Here is a 23,264-nt window from a genome sequence, read left to right as displayed (position 1 = left end):
TTGGCGTTAGGAGGCGACGACGTCACCGGTGGTCGCCGTCGCCGGGTGACCCGGGCCCGCAGTGCAGTGCGGGTCCGGGTCCGGGTCGGTGCAGGCGGCACCGGGACGGTTCCGACCGTCCAGGGGTGCGGGTGCGGTCGAGTCGCGGATGACCAGTTCGGTCTGGAGCATTACCTGTGCGGTGGTGCGACGGTCGTCGGACGTGCCGTTGCGGACGCCCCGGGCACGGACCCCGGTGTCGTGTTGCAGCAGCATGTCGACGGCCGTCCGGCCGGCGGCCGCGGTAGGCGTGGCCACCGTCGTCAACTTGGGTCGGGTGAGCCGGCTGAGCGCGATGTCGTCGATCCCGACGACGCTCACGTCCTGCGGCACCCGGATCCCGAGCGCGTCGAGCCCTTCGATGAGCCCGATCGCCATCAGGTCGTTGTAGGCGAGCACCGCAGTGACCTCGGCGCGACGGACCTGGTCGGCCAGGCCGGCGCCGCCGGTCTCGGTGGGTGGGTTGGGGCCGAGCACGGTCAGTTCGGCACCGCCGCTGCGGGCCGCCGCGACGGCGGACCGGCGTAGTTCCCGGCTGGTCCACGAGCCCCGGGGACCGCTGAGCAGGGCCAGTTTCCGGTGCCCGAGGTCGAGCAGGTGTTCGATGGCCAGCCGGGCGCCCTGGGCGACGTCCATCATCACGCACGGCAGCCCGGTCACCTGGCGGTTTATCACCACCAGCGGGACTTCCCGGCTGAGCTGCTCGATCAGGCTGTTGCTCATCCGGGGGCTGCACAGCAGCACCCCGTCGACCTGCTTGGCCATGGCGTGGACCAGTTCCTCCTCGGCGACCGGGTCCTCGTTGGTGTCGGCGACGAAGACGTGGTAGTCGCGGTGGCGGGCCTGGCTCTCCGCCGCCTTGATCAGGGGCGGGAAGAAGGGGTTGGCGATGTCGGCGATGATCAGGCCGATGTTGTGGGTCCGGCCGGTGATCAGCGCCCGGGCGGCCCGGTTCGGGCGGTAGCCGAGTTCCTCGGCGCAGGCGAGGACCCGGACCCGGGTCTCGGGGTTGACCAGGTGCGGGGCCGAGAACGTGCGGGAGACCGTGGAGATGTGCACGCCGGAGGCCCGCGCGACGTCTCGGATGGTGGCTGGCACGGCGACCCCTCGGTTGCGGGTGTGGCTGTGGTCACGTGGGTGTCGCCAATTAATGCAAACGGTTGTGTTGCTGTCAACGGGTTCTTTGATGTCGATTCCGTTTCGGCGGGCACCGTTCCGCCCACTGATACCCCACCAAAACGGGATGTTCTCCGCCGCTTTGGCATCGACCGTTGACGTGGACGTAACCGACGTGGTTCCTTCGCTGCAAACCTTTGCAGCCGCCGGGAGGCGATCACGATGTCATCCGGAACCGGAACGCGGGTCCGGCACGCCCTGGTGGGAACCGGGGCCCGCGCCGAGATGTTCGTGCGGGCGCTGGTGCTCGACCACGCCGACACCGCCGAGCTGGTCGCCTTCGCCGACGTCAACCAGGTGCGGATGGACGCGCACAACCGCTGGCTGACCGAGCTGGGCCACCCGCCGGTGCCGACGTACCCCGCCGACGAGTTCGCCGCCATGCTGGCCAAGGAGCGGGTGGACGTGGTGCTGGTGACCAGCACCGACGTCACCCACGACGAGTACATCGTCGCCGCCCTGCACGCCGGCTGCGACGTGGTCACCGAGAAGCCGATGACCGTCGACGCGCCCCGCTGCCAGCGGATCCTCGACGCGGTGGCGGCCACCGGCCGGCAGGTAAGGGTGGCGTTCAACTACCGCTACAACCCGTTGCACGAGAAGGTCCGGCAGCTGCTCGCCGACGGCGCGGTCGGCGAGATCGGGTCGGTGCACTTCGAGTGGCTGCTCGACGTCCGGCACGGCGCGGACTACTTCCGCCGCTGGCACCGGGACCGGGCCAACTCCGGCGGGCTGATGGTGCACAAGGCCAGCCACCACTTCGACCTGGTCAACTGGTGGCTGGACGCCACCCCGGTCGAGGTGTACGCGGCCGGGCGGCTGTTCTTCTACGGCGAGCACGGCCGGCGGCACGGCTACGCCCGCGACTACGACCGGGCGCACGCCGCCCCCGCCGCGGCCGACGACCCGTTCGCCCTGCGGCTGGCCGAACACCCCCGCCTGAAGGAGCTGTACCTGGACGCCGAGGTCGCCGACGGCTACCACCGCGACCAGAACGTCTTCGCCCCCGGCGTCACCATCGAGGACGACATGGCGGTGCTGGCCCGCTACGACACCGGCGCGACCATGACCTACCACCTGACCGCGTACGCCCCGTGGGAGGGCTACCGGGTGATGGTCAACGGCAGCCGGGGCCGGCTGGAGCTGGAGGTCGTCGAGAGCGACTTCGTCAGCCCGCAGGCCGCCGGGGCGCTCAAGGGCGCCGCCCTGCACGGCACCGAGGCCGCCGCCGAGGCCGGCGCGGCCACCATCACGCTGCGACCGTTCTGGACCCCGCCGCAGCAGGTGCCGGTCGAGGGGTACACCCGCCACGGGCACGGCGGCGCGGACGCCCGGATGACCAAGGTGCTGTTCGGTGGCGAACCCGACCCGATGGGCCGGGCCGCGACCGCCCGCGACGGCGCGCTGGCCCTGCTCACCGGGCTGGCCGCCAACCGGTCCTTCGACACCGGGCAGCCGGTCCGGGTCGCCGACCTGCTGACCCTGCCCTGACCCGCCCATCCGCCGAGGAGCCCCACCCGTGCCCACCGCGAACCGCACCGACCTGCTCTTCCCCGCCGAGCCGGGGCAACGTGCCCTGGCCCGGGAGCTGTACGCCCTCGCGGCGCAGCAGCCGATCATCTCGCCGCACGGGCACGTCGACCCGGCGCTGCTGGCCGAGGACCGGCCCTTCCCCGACCCGGCGCAGCTGCTGATCGTGCCGGACCACTACGTCACCCGGATGCTGCTCAGCCAGGGGGTACGCCCGGCGGAGCTGGGGGTGCCGGCGGTCGACGGGAGCCCGGTGGAGACCGACGGCCGGACCATCTGGCGACGGTTCGCCGACCACTGGCACCTGTTCCGGGGCACCCCGTCCCGGTTGTGGCTGGAACAGACCTTCCGGGAGGTCTTCGGGGTGTCGACGGCGCTGTCGCCGGCCACCGCCGACGAGGTGTACGACGCCATCGCCGCCCGGCTGGCCGAGCCGGAGTTCCGGCCCCGGGCGCTGTTCGAGCGGTTCGGCATCGAGGTGCTCGCCACCACCGAGTCGCCCCTGGACGACCTGGGCCGGCACGCCAAGCTGGCCGCCGACGGCTGGGGCGGCCCCGGCGGCCGGGTGATCACCACCTTCCGGCCGGACAACGTGGTGGACATGGAGTTCGAGAACTGGTCGGCCAACGTCGACCAGCTCGCCGAGGTCTCCGGCGAGGACACCGGCACGTACGACGGGTTCCTGCGCGCGCTACGGCGACGCCGGGAGGCGTTCATCGCGGCCGGCGCGACCTCCTCCGACCACGGTCACCTGACCGCCCTGACGTTGGACCTGAGCGCGGCGGAGGCGGCGGCGCTGTACGACAAGGGCCGGCGCGGGCAGGCCGACGCGGCCGACGCGGAGGCGTTCCGGGCGCACATGCTGGTGGAGTTCGCCCGGATGTCGCTGGACGACGGGCTGGTCATGCAGCTGCACCCGGGCGCGGTACGCAACCACAACCGGTGGCTGTACGCCACCCACGGTCGGGACGTCGGCGGCGACATCCCGCAGGCCACCGAGTACCTGCACGCGCTGACCCCGCTGCTGGACGCGTACGGCAACGACCCCCGGCTGACCCTGGTGGTCTACACCCTCGACGAGTACACGTTCAGCCGGGAGCTGGCCCCGCTCGCCGGCGGGTACGCCGCCCTCTACCTGGGCGCGCCCTGGTGGTTCCTGGACTCCCCCGAGGTGCTGCGCCGGTTCCGTGAGTCGGTCACCGAGTCGGCCGGCTTCTACAACACCGCCGGGTTCGTCGACGACACCCGCGCGTTCTGTTCCATCCCGGTACGCCACGACGTGGCCCGTCGGGTCGACGCGGCCTTCCTGGCCCGGCTGGTCGCCGAACACCGGCTGGCCGAGGACGAGGCGGCCGAGACCATCGTCGACCTGGCGTACCGGCTGCCGAAGAAGGTTTTCAAGATCGGGGTCAAGGCATGACGGTCACCATCACCGGCGTCGAGGTGCACGACGTCCGGTTCCCCACCGCCCGGACCGGCGACGGCTCGGACGCGATCAACAAGGGCGACTACTCGGCCACCTACGTGGAGCTGCGCACCGACGCGGGCGTCACCGGGGCCGGCTTCACCTTCACCAACGGCCGGGGCAACGAGATCACCTGCGCCGCCGTCCGGGCCCTCGCCCACCACGTCGAGGGGAAGACGGTCGAGGAGATCGCCGCCGACCAGGTGACGTTCTGGCGGTCGCTCAGCGCCGACGTGCAGCTGCGCTGGCTGGGGCCGGAGAAGGGCGTCATCCACATGGCGACCGGCGCGCTGGTCAACGCGGTGTGGGACCTGCGGGCCAAGCTGGCCGGCAAGCCGATGTGGCGGTTCCTGGCCGAACTGTCGACCGAGGAACTGGTCGCCAGCGTCGACTTCCACCACATCACCGACGCGCTCACCCCGGACGAGGCGGCCACCATCCTGGACAAGGGCCGCGACGGGATGGCCGACCGGATCGCTCTGCTGGAGCGGGACGGCTTCCCGTCGTACACCACCTCGGTCGGCTGGCTGGGCTACCCGGACGACAAGGTGCGGGCGCTGACCCGCGAGGCGTACGCGGCCGGCTGGCGGGCGATGAAGATGAAGGTCGGCGGTCCGCCCGCCGACGACCTGCGGCGGGCCCGGATCATCCGGTCCGAGATCGGTCCGGACGCGCTGCTGATGATGGACGCCAACCAGGTGTGGGACGTCGACGAGGCGATCACCAACATGGCGGCGCTGGCCGAGGTGGACCCGTACTGGATCGAGGAGCCGACGCACGCCGACGACATCCTCGGGCACGCCCGGATCGCCCGCGCGGTCACCGAGCTGACCGGCGGCCGGTGCCGGGTCGCCACCGGCGAGGTGGCCGCCAACCGGGTGATCTTCAAGCAGCTGCTCCAGGCCGAGGCGATCGGGGTGATGCAGATCGACTCGTGCCGGGTCGGCGGGGTGAACGAGGTGCTGGCCGAGATCCTGATGGCGGCGAAGTTCGGGGTGCCGATCTGCCCGCACTCCGGCGGGGTGGGCCTCTGCGAGTACGTGCAGCACCTGGCGGTCTTCGACTTCCTGCGGGTCGGCACCAGCCTGGAGGGACGGATGGTGGAGTACGTCGACCACCTGCACGAGCACTTCGTCGACCCGGTACGGACCCGGGGCGGGCGGTACCTGCTGCCCACCGAGCCCGGCTACAGCGCGACGATGAAGCCGGAGTCGGTCGCCGAGTTCCGGTTCCCGGACGGCCCGGTATGGCGCTGACCGTGGGGGCGGCCACGCTCGGGGTGAGCGTGCTGCGCCGGCTGCCCGAGGCCAGTCGGCCGCTGGTACGCCCCGGGACGGTGCCGGCCGGCATCGTGCACCTGGGGCTGGGCGCGTTCCACCGGGCGCACCAGGCGGTCTACACCGAGGCGGCGCTGGCCCGGTCCGGTGGCGACTGGGGCATCGTCGGGGTCGCGCCACGCAGCACCGGGCTGGTCACCACGCTCGCCGCCCAGGACGGGCTGTTCAGCGTGACCACCAGTTCGGCCGAGGGCAGCCACACCCGCGTGGTGGGGGCGCTCGCCGGGGTCCGGCACGCGGCCAGCGACCCGGCCGCCGTGGTGGCCCTGCTCGCCGACCCGGCGATCCGGGTGGTCACGCTGACCGTCACCGAGAAGGCGTACCAGCTCGACCCGGTCAGCGGGAAGCTGCGGCCGGACCCGGAGGTGGTGGCCGACCTGACCACCGACCGGCCGCCGGTCACCGTGCCGGGACTGCTGGTACGCGGCCTGCTCGCCCGCGCCGCCGCGGACGCTGGGCCGTTGGCCCTGGTGAGCTGCGACAACCTGCCCGCCAACGGCCGCCGGCTGCGCGGGCTGGTGGAGCAGTCGCTGGCGTACGCGCGGGTGCCGGACCGGGTGCTCGGCTGGGTGTCCGCCTGCGTCACGTTCCCGGGCACCATGGTGGACCGGATCGTCCCGGCCAGCACCGAGGAGACCTTCGCCGTGGCGCGGGAGGCGCTCGGCGTGGTGGACCGGGCGGCGGTGGCGGCCGAGCCGTACATGCAGTGGGTGATCGAGGACGACTTCCCGGGCGGCCGGCCGGACTGGGCGTCGGCCGGGGCGGTGCTCACCGACGACGCGGGGGCCTGGGAGCGGCTGAAGCTGCGCGCCCTCAACGGGGTGCACTCGACGGCGGCGTACCTGGGCGCGCTGGCCGGTCGGGAGACCATCGCCGACGCGCTGGCCGTGCCGCACCTGGCGACGGTGCTGCGCCGGCTGATCGCCGAGGACGTGGCGGCCAGTTTCACCCCGCCGGACGGGGTGTCGGTGGTCGACTACGGCGAGCAGGCGTTGGCCCGGTTCGGTAACCCGGCGATCCGGCACCGCACCCTCCAGGTGGCGATGGACGGTTCGCAGAAGCTGCCGCAGCGGGTCCTGCACACCATCGCCGACCTGCGGGCGGCCGGTCGGGAGGCACGTTGGGCTGCGCTGGTGGTGGCCGCCTGGATGCGGTTCGTCCGGGGCCGGGCCGACGACGGTACGGTGCTGCCGTTGGACGACCCGCTCGCCGACCGGATCCGGGCGGCCCTGGCGGCGCATCCGGACACCCCGGCCGGGCTGGTGGACGCGTTGTTCGGGCTGACCGAGGTGTTCCCGGCCGAGCTGAGCGCCGACGAGGAGGTGCGGGCGGCGGTGACCGGCTGGTTGACCGACCTGGACCGGCACGGCGTCCCGGCGACCCTGGCGGGTGCTGCCCCGTGAGCGCGAGGAGTGAGCCGGTCCTGCGAGCCCCACAGCCGCGAACGAAGGTGAGCCTGTGAGCGCGAGGAGTGAGCCGGGCCTGCGAGCCCCGCAGCCGCGAACGAAGGTGGCCCCGTGAGCGCGAGGAGTGAGCCGGGCCTGCGAGCCCCGCAGCCGCGAACGAAGGAGATCCGGTGAGCGCGAGGAGTGAGCCGGGTTTGCGAGCCCCGCAGTCGCGAACGAAGGAGATCCGGTGACCCCCCGGGTGGCGGTGGTCGGGGCGAACGGGCACGGTATCTGGCACCGTCGGGTGATCGCGCCGCTGCACGCGGCGGGCCGGCTGGAGCTGGTCGCGCTGGTCGACGTACGGCCGGTGGAGCCGGACCCGGACGCGCCGGTGCCGGCCGGTACGGGGCTGTTCACCGACCACCGGGAGATGCTGCGCGCGACCCGGCCGGACGTGGTGGTGGTGTGCACGCCACCGCACACCCACCTGCCGATCGCCCGGGACGTGCTGGTCGCCGGGGCGGATCTGCTGCTGGAGAAGCCGCCGGTGCTGTCGACGGCCGAGCACGAGGAGTTGTCGGCGGCGCTGGCCGGGTCCGGTCGGGTCTGCCAGGTCGGGTTCCAGGCGCTCGGCTCGGCCGCGCTGACCCGGCTGGTCGCGGCGGTGGCGGAGGGCCGGCTGGGCCGGGTGGTGAGCATCGGCACGGTCGCCGCCTGGCAGCGCACGGACGGCTACTACGCGCGGGCGCCCTGGGCCGGCCGGCGGGAGCTGGACGGGCGGCCGGTGCTGGACGGGGTGCTGGCCAACCCGCTCGCGCACGCCTGGATGCAGTGCCTGGCGGTGGCCGAGGCGATCGTCGGCCGTCCGGTCTCCCCGACCGTGGTGGAGTTGGAACGGTACCGGGTCCGCCCGATCGAGGTGGACGACACCGCGGCGATGCGGGTGACCTGCCGGTCGGGGCCGCCGATCGTGGCGGCGGTGACGCTGGCCGGGGAGGACTTCGTCCGGGGTGAGGTGATCGTGGACGGTACCGCCGGACGGGCGGTGCTGGAGTACCCGACGGACCGGTTGCTGCTGCCCGGGGACGACGGGCCACGCAGCGTGCCCGGCCGGGTCGGGCTGCTGGAGAACCTGCTCGAACACCGGGCCGACGGGGTGCCGCTGATCGCGCCGTTGGCCCGGACCGCGCCGTTCACGACGGTGCTGGAGGTGATCCAGCAGGCGCCCGAGCCGACGCTGCTCGACGGTGACCTGGTGACCGGGTCGGGTACCGGTCCGGACCGGGTGGTGACGGTACGCGGGGTGAACGGGAACCTGCGGCGGGCGGCGGAGGCGGGCGCGCTGTTGTCGGAGCTGGCGGTGCCGTGGGCGGTGCCGCCGGCGCGGTTCGAGCTGGTGGAGAAGGAGGAGGGCTGACGCGGCGGGCTCCGGGCCCACGGAAACGCACTGCAAAAGACGGGCGGTTCTCCGCTTCGGTAAAACGGGCGTAACCACCGCGTTCTCGGCCGGAATCGGTCGGGCGAATTCCCCTTGCCGCCATTAAGTGCAAAATAGCTGCATACATTATGCATTGACTCTCTTTAGTGATTTTCCTTACTGTCGAGGCATCGGCATTTCGTACCTGTTACGAAGTCCGCCGGCACGACAGACCACTTCGGAGAGTCCCCATGCGCGCACGTCTACCGGGGGCGGCCCTGGTCGCCCTGTCCCTGCTCCTCGTCCCGGGTGCGGCGGTGTCCGCCGCCCCGGGCGGCGGCGGCACCGACGGGCCGGTCCCCCGGCACGTCGAACGCTTCGCCCGCCAGACCCTGCCCACCGGTGACGGCTGGGCCGCCGACGGCACCGGCACCACCGGCGGCTCGGCCGCCAGCGCCGACCAGGTGCACCTGGTCCGCAGCCGGGCCGACCTGGTCCGGGCCCTGGGCGGTGACAACGCCACCAACCGCACCAACGCCACCCCGAAGGTCATCGTGGTCGACGGGGTGGTCGACGGGTTCGAGGCCGCCGACGGCAGCCTGCTCGACTGCGCCGACCTGGCCGACCCGGAGTACTCGCTGCCGGCCTACCTGGCCGCGTACGACCCGGCGGTGTGGGGCATGGTGCCGCCGACCGGCCCGCTGGAGGCGGCCCGGGTGCGTTCGGTGGCCAACCAGACCAAGCACACCCAGATCAACGTCGGCCCGAACACCACCATCGTCGGCCTGCGCGGGGCCACGCTGACCGGGCTGACCCTGATGATCGACACGGCCAGCAACGTGATCGTCCGGAACCTGACCTTCGACGACGCCCGGGACTGCTTCCCGGCCTGGTCGCCCACGGACGGCAGCGCCGGCAACTGGAACTCGCAGTACGACCAGATCTCGGTACGCCGCAGCGAGCACGTCTGGATCGACCACAACACCTTCACCGACGGCGACAACCCGGACAGCGCCCAGCCGGTGCACTTCGGCCGGCCGTACCAGGTGCACGACGGGTCGCTGGACATCACCCACACCGCCAGCCTGGTCACCGCCTCGTACAACCGGTTCACCGGCCGGGACAAGCTGATGCTGATCGGCTCGTCCAACACGGTCGGCCCGGACGTCGGACGGCTCAAGGTGACCCTGCACCACAACATGTTCGACCAGGTGCTCCAGCGGCTGCCCCGGGTCCGCTTCGGCCAGGTCGACATCTACAACAACTGGTACCGGCTCGGCGGCGACGGCTTCGAGTACGCCATCGGCGTCGGGGTCCAGTCGGCGGTGTACGCGGAGAACAACTACTTCTCCCTCGACGCCGGGGTCACCGCCGGGGACCTGCTCTACGACTGGGGCGGCACCGCGGCGACCACCCGGGGCAACTGGGTCCGGGCCGACGGCGCGCTGCCCCGCCAGGTCGACCTGGTGGCCGCGTACAACGCCGCCCACGACCCCGACCTGGGCACGGACGCCGGCTGGACGCCGACGCTGCGAACCGGTCGGCCGTTGCCGGCCCCGCTGGTGCCGGTCGTGGTCGGGGCGCTCGCCGGAGCCGACCGGCTCCCGCTGTAACACCTCCGAGCCGGGCGGGCCGCCCCCAGCACGTGCCCGCCCGTCGGGTGGGCCGTCGCGCCCGCGCTCCGCGCGGCGGCCCACCCACCCCACCCCTTCCCACCACCTGGAGGATGCGATGGACCGACGTCCGATCCGTGGCCGCCCGACGAGAGGCGTCGCCGCCGTCCTGGCCGCCGGCGCGCTCGCCGCGGGCGCGGTGCTGTTCGGCACCACGACGGCGTACGCCGACACCCTGTTCACCGACACCTTCGACGACGGGGACGCGACCGGTTGGGCGAAGTCCGGGGGAAGCTGGTCGGTGGTGACCGACGGATCACCGGCCTACCGGCAGTCCGGCACCAGCAGCGACGCCCGCGCCCTGGCCGGCCAGTCCACCTGGACGGACTACGCCGTACAGGCCCGGGTGAAGCCCACCGCCTACGCCGCCGCGAACCGGCACGTCGGCGTGATCGCCCGGGCGCAGAGCAGCAGCAGCTACTACGCGCTGGTCGCCACCGCCGGCGGCGGGGTGCAACTGGTCCGGCGATCGGGCGGTGACCCGGTGGTGCTCGGCTCCGCCGCGGGTGGCGTGGTCGTCGGCACCTGGTCCACGCTCAAGCTGGAGGCGGTCGGCAGTTCGCTGCGCGGCTACCTCAACGGCGCACTGGTGGTGCAGGCCACCGACAGCGCGTTCGCCGCCGGGCGGGCCGGGCTGGCCACCTCGTACGCCAGCGCCACCTTCGACGACGTGGCGGTCGCCACCGCCAGCGGCGCCCCGCCGACCGGTACCCCGACCGGCGGCCCGACCCCGACGCCGTCGCTGCCGCCGACGGAGCCGCCCACCGACCCGGGCAAGCCGATCGGGTTCGCGTCGGTGAACGCGCTCGGCCAGAACGGCACCACCGGCGGGGCGGGCGGCCCGACGGTCACCGTGGACACCGCGGCCGAGCTGCTCACCGCGATCGCCACGCCCGGTCCGCTGACCGTGAAGGTGAGCGGGATGATCGCCCTGCCGGGGCCGATGCACGACGTCAGCTCGGACAAGACCATCGTCGGTGTCGGCGCGTCCTCCGGGGTCACCGGCGGCGGCTTCAACGTCGGCCTGCCGGTGAGCAACGTGACCAGCCCGCCGGCCGACGCGGTGCACAACGTGATCATCCGGAACCTGAACTTCCGGAACACCCCGGACGACGCGATCAACGTGCAGATGTTCTCGCACCACGTGTGGATCGACCACAACGACCTGTCCGCCGGCTACGACGGGCTGATCGACATCAAGCGTGGCTCGTCGTACGTGACGGTGTCGTGGAACCACACCCACCACCACACCAAGAACATGCTGCTCGGGCACGACGACAGCAACGCCGCGCAGGACACCGGGTACCTGCGGGTGACGTACCACCACAACTGGTTCGACCGGACCCCGCAGCGCAATCCGCGGGTACGGTTCGGCGACCCGGTGCACGTGTTCAACAACTACTACGTCTACAACACCGACGCCGGGGTGGCCTGCCAGCTCAACTCGGGCTGCGTGGTCGAGGGCAACTACTTCGAGGACGTCGAGGTGCCGTGGACGGTCAGCTACTCCGGCAGCCGGGGGCGGATGGTCGCCCGGAACAACGTGCTGGTCGGCACCAGCGAGCCCGGTGACGCCGGTGGCACGGTCACCGAGCCGAGCACGTTCTACCCGTACCAGCTGACCGACCCGGCCAGCGTGAAGGCGGTCGTCACCGCCGGCGCCGGCACCGGGAAGATCGGCTTCTAGGACCCCCGGGTCGGCCCGCGTCCCCGGGCCGACCCGGGCCCAGGACATCGATCTTCGTCGATGCCTTGGTCATGCAGTCGCCCCACCAGGGCAAACACCACCCCGAGGAGGTTCCGTGAACCGGAACACCACCTGGCGCCGACACCGCCGGGGCCTGCTCGTCGCGATCGGGGCCGCGCTCACCGCGGTCACCCTCGCCCTCGGCATGGGCGCCACCGCCTACGCCGACACCCTGTTCTCCGACGACTTCGCCGACGGCAACTCCACCGGCTGGACCCCGTCCGGCGGAAGCTGGTCGGTGGCCGCCCAGACCTACCGGCAGACCGGCACCAGCAGCGACGCCCGGTCCCTCGCCGGCACGGCGGGCTGGACCGACTACTCGGTGCAGGCCACCGTCAAACCGACCGCCTTCAACGGCAGCAACCGGTTCGTCGCGCTACTGGCCCGCGCCCAGAGCAACACCAGCTACTACTACCTGGCCCTGCGCAGCAACAACACCGTCGAACTCAAGAGCCTGGCCGGCGGTTCCTCCACCACGCTGGACAGCGCTCCGCTGACGGTCGCCACCGGCACCACCTACACGGTCCGGCTGGACGTCGCCGGCAACTCCCTCAGGGGGTACGTCGACGGCACCCTGCTCACCGAGGCGACCGACACCCGGTACGCCACCGGCCGGATCGGCGTGGCGACCTTCAACGCCAGCGCCGAGTTCGACACCGTACAGGTCACCTCCGGCGGCGGGGTCACCCCGACGCCCACCACCCCGGGCCCGACCACGCCCGGCCCGACGCCCACCGGCAACCCGGGCCCGAACGTCGCCGACGGCTGGGCCTCGGTGGACGCCTGGGGCCAGGCCGGCACCACCGGCGGCGCGGGCGGCCCGACCGTCACCGTCACCACCGCCAGTCAGTTCGTCACCGAAGCCGCCTCGGCCGGACCGAAGGTCATCCAGGTCAGCGGCATGATCGCGCTGCCCGGCCCGATGCACGAGGTCACCTCGGACAAGACCATCGTTGGCCTCGGCGCGAACTCCGGTTTCACCGGCGGCGGCCTCAACATCGGTCTGCCGCTCAGCGACGCGATCACCAGCCCGCCGGCCAACGCCGTGCACAACGTGATCATCCGGAACCTGAACTTCCGGAACTGGGCCGACGACGCGATCAACGTGCAGATGTTCTCCCACCACGTCTGGATCGACCACAACACCTGGACCACCGGCAACGATGGCGGCGTCGACATCAAGCGCGGCTCGTCGTACGTGACGGTCTCCTTCAACCACGCCGACGGCACCGACAAGAACATGCTGCTCGGCCACGACGACGGCAACGCCGCCCAGGACGTCGGCCGGCTCAAGGTCAGCTACCACCACAACTTCTTCGACGACACCAACCAGCGCAACCCGCGGGTCCGCTTCGGCGACCAGGTGCACGTATACAGCAACTACTACCTGAACACCGGCAACTACGGGGTCGCCTCCACCGAGGACGCCGGGGTCATCGTCGAGGGCAACTACTTCGAGAACGTCGACGACCCGTACCACCTGGGCGAGGGCTCCTCGGGTGACGGGCGACTGGTGGCCCGGAACAACTGCCTGGTCAACTCCGGCGCCGGCCAGACCGGCGGCAGCGTCGCCAACCCGCCGTACCCGTACAGCATCGGCACCGCCTGCGACACCAAGGCGGTGGTCACCGCACAGGCCGGCGTCGGCAAGGTCGGGCTGCCCGGCGGGCCCACCACCCCGCCGGCCAGCACCCCGCCGCCGACCACTCCCCCGGCCACCACGCCGCCGCCGACCACCCCGCCGGCCACCGGCCCGGTCGGCTGGGCCACCCAGAACGGCGGTACCACCGGCGGGGCCGGCGGCGCGACCGTGACCGTCACCGACGGCCAGGCCCTCGCCGACGCCCTCGAGGAGGACGCGCCGCTGACCATCCGGGTGCAGGGCTCGCTGACCATGCCGGACAAGATGAACGACGTCCGGTCCAACAAGACCGTGCTCGGGGTGGGCGGTAACGCCACCCTGGACAACGGGCTGAACGTCAGCGGCGCGCGCAACGTCATCATCCGCAACCTCACCTTCCGGGGCTGGGACGACGACGCGATCAACGTGCAGGGCTCGACGAACGTCTGGGTCGACCACAACACCTTCGACGGCGGCTACGACGGCGCGGTCGACGTGAAGCGGGAGTCCGACTTCGTCACCGTCTCGTGGAACCGGGTCATGAACCACACCAAGAGCATGCTGCTCGGCCACGACGACGGGCACACCGCCGACATCGGGCACCTGCGGGTCACCTACCACCACAACTGGTTCGACGGCAGCAAGGAGCGCCACCCCCGGGTGCGCTTCGGTGACCCGGTGCACGTGTTCAACAACTACTACTTCGGCGCGGACTACGGCGTCGCCTCCACCATGGGCGCGGGCGTGCTGGTCGAGGGGAACTACTTCGAGAACGTGACCCGGCCGACCGCGGTCGGCTACGCCGAGTCGGACCCGGGCGACCTGGTCCAGCGCAACAACCACTTCGTCAACTCCGGCACCCCGGAGAGCGCCGGCGACGTGGCCGCCATCCCGTACCCGTACACCCTGGAGGCCGCCACCGCCGTGAAGGCGTCGGTGACCGCGGGTGCGGGCGCGGGCCGGATCACCGTCTGACCCTTCCCCCGGTGGGGCGGTGTCTCCCGTCCCCCGTCCCACCGCGCCGGGGCCGGTGGTGATCCGTCAGGGTCACCACCGGCCCCGTCCGTCAACAGGGCGACGGCGAGCCCCGGCCGGGCCGCCGCACCCGATCCGATATAAGTGACCCATGGATTTCCCCCCGTACCTGGGCAGCATGCCGATGCACGCGATCACGGAGATCCACGGCGAGCCCGGCCTGCTGGAACGCTTCCGGCTGGAGACGCTCACCTTCGAGCCGGCGGCGCAGCGCCGGCTGACCGAGGCCCTCGACCTCGCCGCCGACCTGCACCGCGACGACCGGCGGGTCCGCGAGCCCTACCTGAACCACCTGCTGCGGGTGGCGATCCGGATGATGCACCACTACCAGGTACGCGACGTGGACGTGATCGTGGCCGGGTTGCTGCACGACGCGGTGGAGGACCACCCAGCCGAGTTGGCCGGCGACGTCCCGGACGGCGTCGACCCGGTGCGCGCCGCCCTCGACGTGCTCGCCGGACGGTTCGGGGCACGGGTGGCCCGGCTCGTCGCGGCGGTCACCAACCCGCGCTGGGACCCGGACCGCGACCGGCACACGCAGTACCGGGAACACGTCGCGGCCAGCCTGGACGCCGAACCCTGGGCCCGGGTCATCAAGATCTCCGACTTCACCGACAACGGCGTCGGCGTGATCCACACCGTGGGCCCGAAGGTCACCTCGTCGGCCCGCAAGTACCGGCCGCTGGTCCCGGTGCTGCGCGAGCTTATCGCCCGGCCGGACACCCCGCTCTCCGCACCCGTCAAGGAGCACATCTTCGCCCAGCTCGACCTGGCCGAGGAACGCTTCCACGCGATCCTCGACGGGCAGGGCGCCGCTCCTTCCTGACGGCCCTACGGCGTCGACCCGGCGGCGGACCTGGCCCCGCGGGCCCGCAGCCAGTCGGCGAGGGCGACGGCACCGCTGCGGGTCGCGGCGTCCAGCGGCGTCAGCGGTTCCCAGGCCGGAATCCAGTTCAGGTCCGCGCCGTGGTCGAGCAGGTACCCGGCGGCCCGCTGCTGACCGCCGTGGCAGGCCCCCCACAACGCTGCGCTGACCTCGGCGGGATCCGGCGGGTGGGGCCGGGCGAGGTCAGCGCGCAGGCGGTCGAGGAGACCGAGCGTCGCCGCGTGCCACAACGTCGGGTGCGCGCCACGCTCGACCAGGCGATGCGCCGTTCGCCACTGCGCGAACGCGGTCGCGTCGTCCAACGGGGTACCTCCGCCGACGACCGCGCCCGCCGCGTCGATGTCCGCGCCGGCGTCCAGCAGCGCGTCGAGCACCTCGACGTCGCCGCTGCTGGCGGCCCAGTGCAGTGGTGTCTCGGTGTGCGCGCCGACGGCCCGCGCGTCGACGTCGGCACCGGCCGCCACCAGCACGGCGACGGTGGCCGCCCCGTTCGGGTAGTGCCCCGGCCAGTCGGCCGCCACGTGCAGCAGGGTCCTGGACACCGCACTGCCGGGGCGACCGTCGGGAACACCGATCCGGGCGTGGACCAGGTCCGGATCCGCTGCCAGCAGTCGCCGCAGCGTGGCGAGGTCGCCGGTGCGGATCGCCCGCACCACGGCGACGGCCACCGGATCCTCGTCCGCCAGCACGGGTACGTCGTCGCTGCCTGCCACCCGCCCACCGTAGCCCCCGGTCGGCACCGGTGAGGGTGGGGCCGGCGGGCAGCTCCGGGTCAGGGGGTCAGGTCGCGGCGGCGGAAGCCGGTCAGGCCGGCGGCCAGCAGCGCCACCGCCACGGCAGTCAGCACGGCCAGCGGCAGCACCGCGACCTCCGCCGAGGGCAGCGCCGGAACGTGCGTGTACGGGGAGACGTCCAGCAGCGCCTGCGGCAGGTCCAGTACCGCGCCGAGCTGGCCGAGCAGCAGGAACACGATCAGCGCGCCCCAGGACAGCGGTACCGCCCAGCGCGGCAGCAGCCCGAACAGCAGCACGACCACCCCGGCGAGCACCAGCAGCGCCGGGAACCGGACCAGCGCCGCCCCGGCCAGCTCACCCACCCGGCCGGCCGGGTCCCCGGCGACCATGGCGTAGCCGAGCCCGGTGGACACCCCGGCCAGCACGATCAGCAGCAGCGCGCCGACCAGGGCGGTGGACAGGTGACCGGCCAGCCAGCGGGACCGGCCCACGGCGGTGGCGAGCAGCGCCTCCAGGGTGCCGTCGGTCTCCTCGGTACGGGTCCGCAGCATCGCCTGGACGACGTACCCGCCGATGGTCAGCGCGAAGATCCCCAGCATCGCGGTCAGGTACGCGTCGACCAGGTTCGCCCCGCCGCCGAGCTGCGCGATCACCTCGGCCGCCGCCGCGTTCTCCCCCACCATGTTCTCCACCTCGTCGGCGGCGAGTCCCATGCCGAAGCCGAGCACCGCCACGCCGACCGCCCAGCCGAGCAGGGCGGGGCGTTGCAGCCGCCAGGCCAGCCCGAACGGGCTGAGCAGCCGCCGGGACGCCCGGGCCGGGCCGCGCCGGGTGGCGAACAGGCCCGCACCGAGGTCCCGTCGCCCGGTCAGCCGGTACGCCGCCAGCACCGCCGTGACCAGCAGGGCCAGCGGAAGCAGCAGGACCCACCACCGCTCGCCGCCGTACGGGCGGATCAGGGTGGCCCAGCCGAGCGGGGACAGCCAGGACGGCCAGGCGCTGACCACCCGGAGCCCGTCCGGGGTGGTGTCACCGGACACGTCTCCGGCGGCGCGCAGCACGAAGGACACCCCGACGGCCGCCGCGGCGAGCGCGTTGGCGCCCCGGGAGGTGCCGGAGAGCTGGGCGGCCACCGCCGCGACGGCCGCGAAGGAGACGCCGACCGTGGCGACGGCGGCACCGGTGGCGACCGACCCGGCGACCGGGAGCCCACCGCCGACCAGGGCCAGGGCGAGCAGCGCCGCGGTGACCAGGTTGACCGCGACGGTCACGCCGAGCGCGGCGGTGAGCAGCGCGTACCGGCCGACGACGGCGGCACCGAGCAGCTCGGCCCGCCCGGTCTCCTCGTTCTGCCGGGTGTGCCGCACCACCGCGAAGGTGCTCAGCAGCGCGGTGAGGACGGCCAGGGTGAGGTACGACTCGGCGAAGACCACCGAGCCGGTGCTCGGCCCGGCGACCGGCCCGTTGAACGCCCGGGCGACCAGGCTGGCGGCGGCGGTGCCGGCGTACGTGACCCGGTCCTGTTCGCTGCGGTACAGGCCGGTGACGCTGCCGGCGAGCGCGGCGGCCAGGACGGGGGTGCCGAGCACCCAGACGGCGATCCGGACCCGGTCGCGGCGCAGCACCAGGTGGACCAGCCGGCCGGTGCCGGTGCGGGCGTTCACCGCCGGCCCGCCGGGACGGGCGCGGTGCCGGCGTGGTCGCCGTAGTGGCGCAGGAACAGCTCTTCCAGGGTGGGTGGGGCACTGGTCAGCGACCGCACGCCGAACCGGATCAGGTGGCCGAGCACGGCGTCGAGGTGCGCGGGGTCGGCCTCCAGGTGGAGCCGACCGTCGACCTGCCGGACCTGGTCCACCCCGGCGAGGGTGTCCAGGCCGGTGACCGGGCGTTCGGTCTCGACGGTGACCGCCGTCCGGGTGAGGTGGCGCAGTTGCGCGAGGGTGCCGGACTCGACGGTGCGTCCCGCGCGGATGATGCTGACCCGGTCGCAGAGCGCCTCGACCTCGGCGAGCACGTGACTGGAGAGCAGCACCGTGCCGCCGGCCGCCTTGATCCGTCGGATCTCGTCCTGGAACACCGCCTCCATCAGCGGGTCGAGACCGGAGGTCGGCTCGTCGAGGATGTGCAGCGCGACGTCCGAGGCGAGGGCCGCGACGATCGCCACCTTCTGCCGGTTGCCCTTGGAGTAGGTGCGGCACTTCTTGGTCGGGTCGAGGTCGAAACGGTCGAGCAGCTCGTCGCGGCGACGCCGGTCCAGCCCGCCGCGCAGGCTGCCGAGCAGGTCGATGGCCTCGCCGCCGGAGAGGTTCGGCCAGAGGTTGACGTCGCCGGGCACGTACGCGAGCCGGCGGTGCAGGGTCACCGCGTCGCGCCACGGGTCGGCGTCGAACAGCCGGACGGTCCCGGAGTCCCAGCGGAGCAGCCCGAGCAGCACCCGGATGGTGGTGGACTTGCCGGAGCCGTTCGGGCCGAGGAACCCGTGCACCTCCCCCGCCTCGACGCGCAGGTCGAGCCCGTCCAGGGCCCGGGTGCTGCCGAAGGTCTTGACCAGGTCGCCGACCGAGATGACGGCCATGACGCCTCCTGTGGGCTTCGGGTGTGCCGACGGATGTCACTGTACTGACCGATGGTAAGTGATCCGCTCCCGGATTCCCGATCACCGGTCAGCCGGCCGGCTATCCTTCCCCGGTGGACGCGCAACCGACCGACGACACCCGGACCAGGATCCTGCGGGCCGCTCTGGACCTGTTCGCCGAGCACGGTTACCAGCGCACCAGCCTGCGCCAGATCGCCGACCGGCTGCGGCTGACCAAGGCGGCGATCCTGTACCACTTCCCCACCAAGCAGCACCTGCTGGAGGACCTGGTCGAGCCGATGCTGGCCGGGCTGGAGGGGCTGCTGGCCGACGCCGGGCAGCTGCCGCCGGACCGCGCCCGGTGGGCGGTGCTGGCCGGCTGGGTGGACGTCCTGCTCACCCACCGCCGGCCGCTGGGCATGCTGTTCCACGACCTCCGGATGATCTCCCGAGGGCCGACGTACCAACGGTTGATCCGGATCGCGCTGCACGCGAACGAGGTCGTCGCCGGGCCGGACGCCGACCGGCGCGGGCAGGTACGGGCCAGCCAGGCGATCGCCATGTGCTCCGATCCGGTGGTGTTCTTCCAGGACGTGTCGGACGAGGTGCTCCGGGCGGACATCCTCGACGGGATACGTCGGCTGTTCGACGGTCCGGCCGCCGTCGAGTCCGCGCCGACGCCCCGGCGGGCCGGTCGGCCACGTGCGATGAGCGGCGACCAGATCGCCGCCGCCCGGCGGATGCACGCCGCCGGATCGCATTCGGTGGAGCAGATCGCGACCCGGCTCGGCGTCTCCCGGGCCACCGTCTACCGGCACCTGGACGGCTGAGATTTCGAGACGATTATGAGACAGTTGTGAGACAGTTGTGAGAAGGGCTCAGCGCGTCGACTCCACCGTGTAGTGGATGGTCTGGGCGACGATCCAGCCGTTCTCGATCACGTAGGAGTCCACCCCGTCACGGACCCGGGCGCCGTCGGCGTCGGCCGTCCACTCCAGCAACCCGATCCGCCCGTCCGCCAGCACGTTCGTGTACGTGAACCGGGCCCCCGGCAGTTCCTCGCCCAGCCAGCGGGCCAGCGTCGAGGCCCCCTCCGGCCCCCGGAACACCCCCCGCCGTTCCAACACCACACAGTCCGGGGCGACGTTGCGCGCGATGTCCTCGGCGTACCGGTGCTCGGCGGCCAGCCGCAGATGGTCGTCGAGCACCTCACTCGCGGTACGCCCCCGCAGGTCCTCGGTCATGCCCCCCATCATCGCCGCCGACGGGTGCCCGGGCCGGCGACCTGCGGTCGGGCCACCCGTCGGGTACCACCGGTCTGCGGCCGCCGGTCAGGGCAACGCCTTGAACGCCCCGTCGAGGCTCTTGGCGAGTTTGGTCTGCCCGTCCGCCGACGGGTGCGGGGAGCCGCCCTTCGCGGTGCTCTGGATGTCGGCGGCGGCCAGCGCCGGAGCCGGCTCGGCCCGGACCCGGGCGTTGGCCGGGATGCCGGCCGTGATCGCCTTGTTCAGGTCGGTGGTGACGGTACGGACCGCGCCGACCCACAGCGGATCGACCACCGGTTGCAGGTTCGGGGTGACGACCGGCGGGGCCAGGTCGACGATCCACTGCGGGGCGGCCCCGCGCAGCACCTTCCACCCGTAGTTCGCCACGTCGACGTTCGCCGGGTTGATGTCGTAGTACAGCATCCAGACGACCTTGTCCGCGCCGGCCCGGACCAGGGTGTCCACCACCTTCGCCACGTCCTTGGTGATCCCCGGGTACTGCGCCGGCCCGTCGTACTTCGGCACCCCGGTCCGCCAGAAGAAGTCCGCGCCGAACGGGTTGGGGTTGCGGACCCGCAGGGTGCAGCCGCCCCCGTCGGTGACGATGCCGGCCCGGCCGTTGACCGAGTTCCAACTGAACGTGCTGCGCGGGACGGCGTTCTGGAGGAACTCGATGGCCCGGCAGGTGATCAGCCCCTCCAGCACCTTCGTCCAGTTGGTGTTGTTCACCCCTCCGGTCGTCACGTAGTACGCCTTGTGCCCGGCCGCCTTGGCCTTGCGGACCACCGCGTCGGACAGGCCGACCGGGCTGGCCGCCCGCGCCCACGGGTTGCCGCAGGAGTCGGTCTTGCCGGCCGGCGGGGCGAGCATGTCGCCGGTGCCGAATCCGGTGCGGGCGAAGTTGTAGTACTCCACCACGTTCGCGTTGAGGTCCCTGGTGTACCGGCCGGCGTAGCTGAACACGCCGTTGTTGCCGACCAGCCTGCGGACGTCGTCGAAGGACGTGTTATGGCACATGCCGCCGAAACCGAACTGGTGGTGCGCGGAGGTGAGGGAGTCACCGGTCGCCACCAGGACCACCGGCTCCTTGATCTCCTTGGGGTCACGGCAGTCGACGCGGTCCTGTCCCGCCTCCTTCAGGGTGCCCTCCGTCGCCCCGGGGCCGACGACCGGCGGGCAGGCGGTGGTGGGCGACGCGGTCGGGCTGGCCGTCGGGACGCCGGTGGGCGTGGTGGTGGGCACGCCGGTCGGGGTCGGCGTGGTCGTCGGCCCACCGGTGGGGGTCGGCGTCGGCGTGGTGGTGGGCGGCGGGGTCGGCCAACCGGTCGGACACGGGCTGGCCGACGATGATCCGGTCGACGACGGCACCGGACTCCCCGTCGGGAACGGACTACCCGACGGCAGCGGACTACCCGACGGCAGCGGGCTTTCCGTCGGGATCGGGGTCGCCGACCAGGTCGGTGACGGGCTGACCGGGCCGGTGGAGAACGGCTGAACGGTCGTCGGGACCGGCAGCCCCGTCGGGCCGACGCCGGACGTGGACGTGGGACTGGGGCTGGGGCTGGGTGTGGGGGTGAGGCCGCCACAGCGCTCCCGGCGGACCAGTTCGAGATCGGCGAGTACGTCGTCGGGGAGCGGCTCGCCCTCGGGGATGCACGGGTCGAAGGTCCACTCGGTCCCCTCGATGGTGCGGGTGCAGGGCTCGCCGGCCAGGGCGGCCGCCGCCTGCTGCGGGTCGGTGTGCGCCTGCTCGGGGACGATCAGCAGGGGCAGGGCGGCGACCACCAGCGCGGCACCGACCAGGCTGGACATCAGCCGGACCGGTCGCCGGCGCGGGCCGGGACGCCGGTCGGGCAGGGGATTCCCGAGCACCCTTCGGCGGAACTGGGCCATCCGGGTACGCCTCCTTCGGCATGGGCACGACGGCAGGTCCGGACCGGAAGCCCGCGACAAAGACATCGATGCGCAACGATGATTGAGGCGCATGGTACGGGATCTGGCCGGGCCCGCACAGGTCACCACCGCCGGACCTGACCGCCGGTTCTCCGACGGGCCGGGCGGGCCGCCACGACCGCCAGCCCGCCGAACCCGGCCAGGCAGAGGGCGACGATACCGACCCGTCAGGTCCGGCCCCGGCGTCGCCGCTGCGGCGACACCGGGGCCCGGCCGCGGATCAGCAGTACAGGTTGGGCCCGGCCGGTACGCCGAGGACGCCGACGAACTGCTGGTACCTGGTGACCCGGCTCTGCACCTGGGCGGGGTTCCCACCGTTGCACTCGATCGAGCCGTTGATGCTGCGGATGGTCTCGCCGAAACCGGCCCCGGTGACCATCGCCTGGTGGGCGGTCATGGTGCCGGGCCCGTTCTGGGTCATCCAGTACCAGACGGCGGTCTTCCAGGCCACCGCCGCGTCGTTCTGCACCAGCCAGGGGTTGGTCAGCAGGGGCAGCCCGAGGGCGTTGCCGGCGGCGTTGTAGTTGAAGTTCCAGCTCAACTGGATCGGCCCGCGCCCGTAGTAGGCGGCCTGCCCGGCGGGGCAGCCGTAGGGCTGGCCGGCGTCGCAGTAGTGCGGGTAGTTGGCGGTGTTCTGCTCCACGATGTGCACGAGCCCGCCGGTCTCGTGGTACACGTTCGCCAGGAAGGCCGCCGCCTCCTGCCGCTGGGTGGTGGCGCTGCCGGTCGTGGTGAACGCGGGGTAGGCGCTGAGGGCGGCGACGAGACCGGCGTAGGTGTAGAAGGGGTTCCGGCTCGGGAACATCTGCTGGAACTGCGCCTCGGTGACCACGAAACCGCCGGGGTTGGCGGGTGGGGTGGTGGGCGGCTGGCCGCTGCAGGTGTACGGCTCCCAGTACCAGGTGCTGATGACCGGGTCGTAGCCCGGGTTGTCGTGCTCGGCGATGTAGTACAGGCCGTTGGTGTAGCGCACGATGCTGCCGGCCGGGTACCAGGTGCCGGCGACCCAGTTGGGGTGGGTGCAGGTCCCGCCGGGCGGCGGGGTGCTGCCGCCGCACGCGCCGAGGTCCTGCCAGACGCCGGTGGTGCCCGGCGGCGCCTCGTTCTGGGTCCACCACTTCGCCTGGTAGTTGCGTCCGTGGTGGGAGACCTGGTCACCCTGCCAGTACACGGCCGACGCCTGCCACGAGGCCGCGCAGGTGGCCGCGGACGCGGGGGTCGACGGGACGATCGCCACGAGTCCACCGGCGACAACCAGTGCCGCGAGCGCGACCAGGGCGCGCAGTCTTGACATGTGGTCACTCCTTCCCGGGATGCGGCGGCCGACGACAGGCGACCCCCATCGATGAGAGTGACTGTAACACGTTCTGTTCATAAACTTTACTGTTAGCGCCCGGCCGTGGCCCGCCGCCGCAGTTTCCGC

17 protein-coding genes are annotated in these 23,264 nt (G+C 72.6%); 10 read left to right on the top strand and 7 right to left on the bottom strand.

Translation table 11 applies throughout. The annotated features are described in order from the left end of the window. Positions 1-6 precede the first annotated feature (6 nt). Positions 7-1,137 carry a LacI family DNA-binding transcriptional regulator gene (locus PVK37_RS20180; RefSeq protein ID WP_275029114.1) on the bottom strand — a complete coding sequence of 377 codons (1,131 nt, stop codon included), beginning with the start codon at positions 1,135-1,137 and terminating at the stop codon, positions 7-9. Positions 1,138-1,377: 240 nt separating this feature from the next. Between PVK37_RS20180 and PVK37_RS20175 the strand changes: the two genes are divergently transcribed. The 9 genes from PVK37_RS20175 to PVK37_RS20135 all read left to right on the top strand — a co-directional run bounded on the left by PVK37_RS20175 (position 1,378) and on the right by PVK37_RS20135 (position 15,254). Then, positions 1,378-2,706, top strand: a complete 1,329-nt coding sequence (locus PVK37_RS20175; RefSeq protein ID WP_275029112.1) for a Gfo/Idh/MocA family protein — start codon at positions 1,378-1,380, stop codon at positions 2,704-2,706. 28 nt (positions 2,707-2,734) lie between these two features. Next, positions 2,735-4,165 (top strand): glucuronate isomerase, encoded by a 1,431-nt coding sequence (gene uxaC / locus PVK37_RS20170; protein ID WP_275029111.1) that lies wholly within the window; start codon positions 2,735-2,737, stop codon positions 4,163-4,165. Next, positions 4,162-5,466 carry an enolase C-terminal domain-like protein gene (locus PVK37_RS20165; protein ID WP_275029110.1) on the top strand — a complete coding sequence of 435 codons (1,305 nt, stop codon included), beginning with the start codon at positions 4,162-4,164 and terminating at the stop codon, positions 5,464-5,466. Before uxaC ends, PVK37_RS20165 begins: the two co-directional genes overlap by 4 nt. Next, positions 5,457-6,950 (top strand): mannitol dehydrogenase family protein, encoded by a 1,494-nt coding sequence (locus PVK37_RS20160; RefSeq protein ID WP_275029109.1) that lies wholly within the window; start codon positions 5,457-5,459, stop codon positions 6,948-6,950. Before PVK37_RS20165 ends, PVK37_RS20160 begins: the two co-directional genes overlap by 10 nt. Positions 6,951-7,182: 232 nt before the next feature. Then, entirely contained in the window at positions 7,183-8,352 is a 1,170-nt protein-coding gene (locus PVK37_RS20155) for a Gfo/Idh/MocA family protein (protein ID WP_275029108.1), read from the top strand. Positions 8,353-8,603: 251 nt separating this feature from the next. Next, on the top strand, positions 8,604-9,965 hold the full coding sequence (locus PVK37_RS20150) for a pectate lyase family protein (protein WP_275029107.1): 1,362 nt from the start codon (positions 8,604-8,606) through the stop codon (positions 9,963-9,965). Between the two features lie 118 nt (positions 9,966-10,083). Further along, a complete protein-coding gene (locus tag PVK37_RS20145) occupies positions 10,084-11,712 on the top strand; it encodes a pectate lyase family protein (RefSeq protein ID WP_275029106.1) in 1,629 nt (542 codons plus the stop codon). 115 nt (positions 11,713-11,827) lie between these two features. Next, entirely contained in the window at positions 11,828-14,368 is a 2,541-nt protein-coding gene (locus tag PVK37_RS20140; RefSeq protein ID WP_275029105.1) for a pectate lyase family protein, read from the top strand. Between the two features lie 151 nt (positions 14,369-14,519). Beyond that, on the top strand, positions 14,520-15,254 hold the full coding sequence (locus PVK37_RS20135) for an HD domain-containing protein (protein WP_275029103.1): 735 nt from the start codon (positions 14,520-14,522) through the stop codon (positions 15,252-15,254). A gap of 5 nt (positions 15,255-15,259) precedes the next feature. Here PVK37_RS20135 and PVK37_RS20130 read toward each other — a convergent pair whose 3' ends face one another. The 3 genes from PVK37_RS20130 to PVK37_RS20120 are packed head-to-tail and all read right to left on the bottom strand — an operon-like array spanning position 15,260 to position 18,623. Then, the gene (locus tag PVK37_RS20130) at positions 15,260-16,027 is read right to left on the bottom strand and encodes an ankyrin repeat domain-containing protein (RefSeq protein WP_275029102.1); all 768 of its coding nucleotides are present in this window, start codon (positions 16,025-16,027) and stop codon (positions 15,260-15,262) included. Positions 16,028-16,086: 59 nt separating this feature from the next. Then, entirely contained in the window at positions 16,087-17,712 is a 1,626-nt protein-coding gene (locus tag PVK37_RS20125; RefSeq protein WP_275029101.1) for an ABC transporter permease, read from the bottom strand. Beyond that, positions 17,709-18,623, bottom strand: a complete 915-nt coding sequence (locus tag PVK37_RS20120) for an ABC transporter ATP-binding protein (RefSeq protein ID WP_275029100.1) — start codon at positions 18,621-18,623, stop codon at positions 17,709-17,711. Before PVK37_RS20120 ends, PVK37_RS20125 begins: the two co-directional genes overlap by 4 nt. 113 nt (positions 18,624-18,736) lie before the next feature. Between PVK37_RS20120 and PVK37_RS20115 the strand changes: the two genes are divergently transcribed. Continuing rightward, positions 18,737-19,453, top strand: coding sequence for a TetR family transcriptional regulator (locus tag PVK37_RS20115; protein WP_275029099.1), 717 nt, complete (start codon positions 18,737-18,739; stop codon positions 19,451-19,453). A gap of 48 nt (positions 19,454-19,501) precedes the next feature. Here the strand turns inward: PVK37_RS20115 and PVK37_RS20110 are convergent, their stop codons facing one another. The 3 genes from PVK37_RS20110 to PVK37_RS20100 all read right to left on the bottom strand — a co-directional run bounded on the left by PVK37_RS20110 (position 19,502) and on the right by PVK37_RS20100 (position 23,135). Beyond that, on the bottom strand, positions 19,502-19,867 hold the full coding sequence (locus PVK37_RS20110; RefSeq protein WP_275029098.1) for a nuclear transport factor 2 family protein: 366 nt from the start codon (positions 19,865-19,867) through the stop codon (positions 19,502-19,504). A gap of 87 nt (positions 19,868-19,954) precedes the next feature. Continuing rightward, the gene (locus PVK37_RS20105) at positions 19,955-21,781 is read right to left on the bottom strand and encodes a YdgH/BhsA/McbA family protein (protein ID WP_275029097.1); all 1,827 of its coding nucleotides are present in this window, start codon (positions 21,779-21,781) and stop codon (positions 19,955-19,957) included. Positions 21,782-22,061: 280 nt separating this feature from the next. Next, complete coding sequence (locus PVK37_RS20100; protein WP_275029096.1) at positions 22,062-23,135, bottom strand: glycoside hydrolase family 19 protein; 1,074 nt, start codon at positions 23,133-23,135, stop codon at positions 22,062-22,064. Between the last annotated feature and the right edge of the window lie 129 nt (positions 23,136-23,264).

The organism is Micromonospora cathayae (assembly GCF_028993575.1).
GTDB lineage: Bacteria > Actinomycetota > Actinomycetes > Mycobacteriales > Micromonosporaceae > Micromonospora > Micromonospora cathayae.
This window is presented reverse-complemented; position numbering and strand designations above follow the sequence as displayed.

Bases quoted from the DNA above. Each gene is read 5' to 3' on its own strand.
- PVK37_RS20175 (WP_275029112.1), top strand. From the start codon at position 1,378: ATGTCATCCGGAACCGGAACGCGGGTCCGGCACGCCCTGGTGGGAACC.
- PVK37_RS20165 (WP_275029110.1), top strand. From the start codon at position 4,162: ATGACGGTCACCATCACCGGCGTCGAGGTGCACGACGTCCGGTTCCCC.
- PVK37_RS20160 (WP_275029109.1), top strand. From the start codon at position 5,457: ATGGCGCTGACCGTGGGGGCGGCCACGCTCGGGGTGAGCGTGCTGCGC.
- PVK37_RS20150 (WP_275029107.1), top strand. From the start codon at position 8,604: ATGCGCGCACGTCTACCGGGGGCGGCCCTGGTCGCCCTGTCCCTGCTC.
- PVK37_RS20145 (WP_275029106.1), top strand. From the start codon at position 10,084: ATGGACCGACGTCCGATCCGTGGCCGCCCGACGAGAGGCGTCGCCGCC.
- PVK37_RS20135 (WP_275029103.1), top strand. From the start codon at position 14,520: ATGGATTTCCCCCCGTACCTGGGCAGCATGCCGATGCACGCGATCACG.
- PVK37_RS20120 (WP_275029100.1), bottom strand. From the start codon at position 18,623: ATGGCCGTCATCTCGGTCGGCGACCTGGTCAAGACCTTCGGCAGCACC.
- PVK37_RS20110 (WP_275029098.1), bottom strand. From the start codon at position 19,867: ATGACCGAGGACCTGCGGGGGCGTACCGCGAGTGAGGTGCTCGACGAC.
- PVK37_RS20105 (WP_275029097.1), bottom strand. From the start codon at position 21,781: ATGGCCCAGTTCCGCCGAAGGGTGCTCGGGAATCCCCTGCCCGACCGG.
- PVK37_RS20100 (WP_275029096.1), bottom strand. From the start codon at position 23,135: ATGTCAAGACTGCGCGCCCTGGTCGCGCTCGCGGCACTGGTTGTCGCC.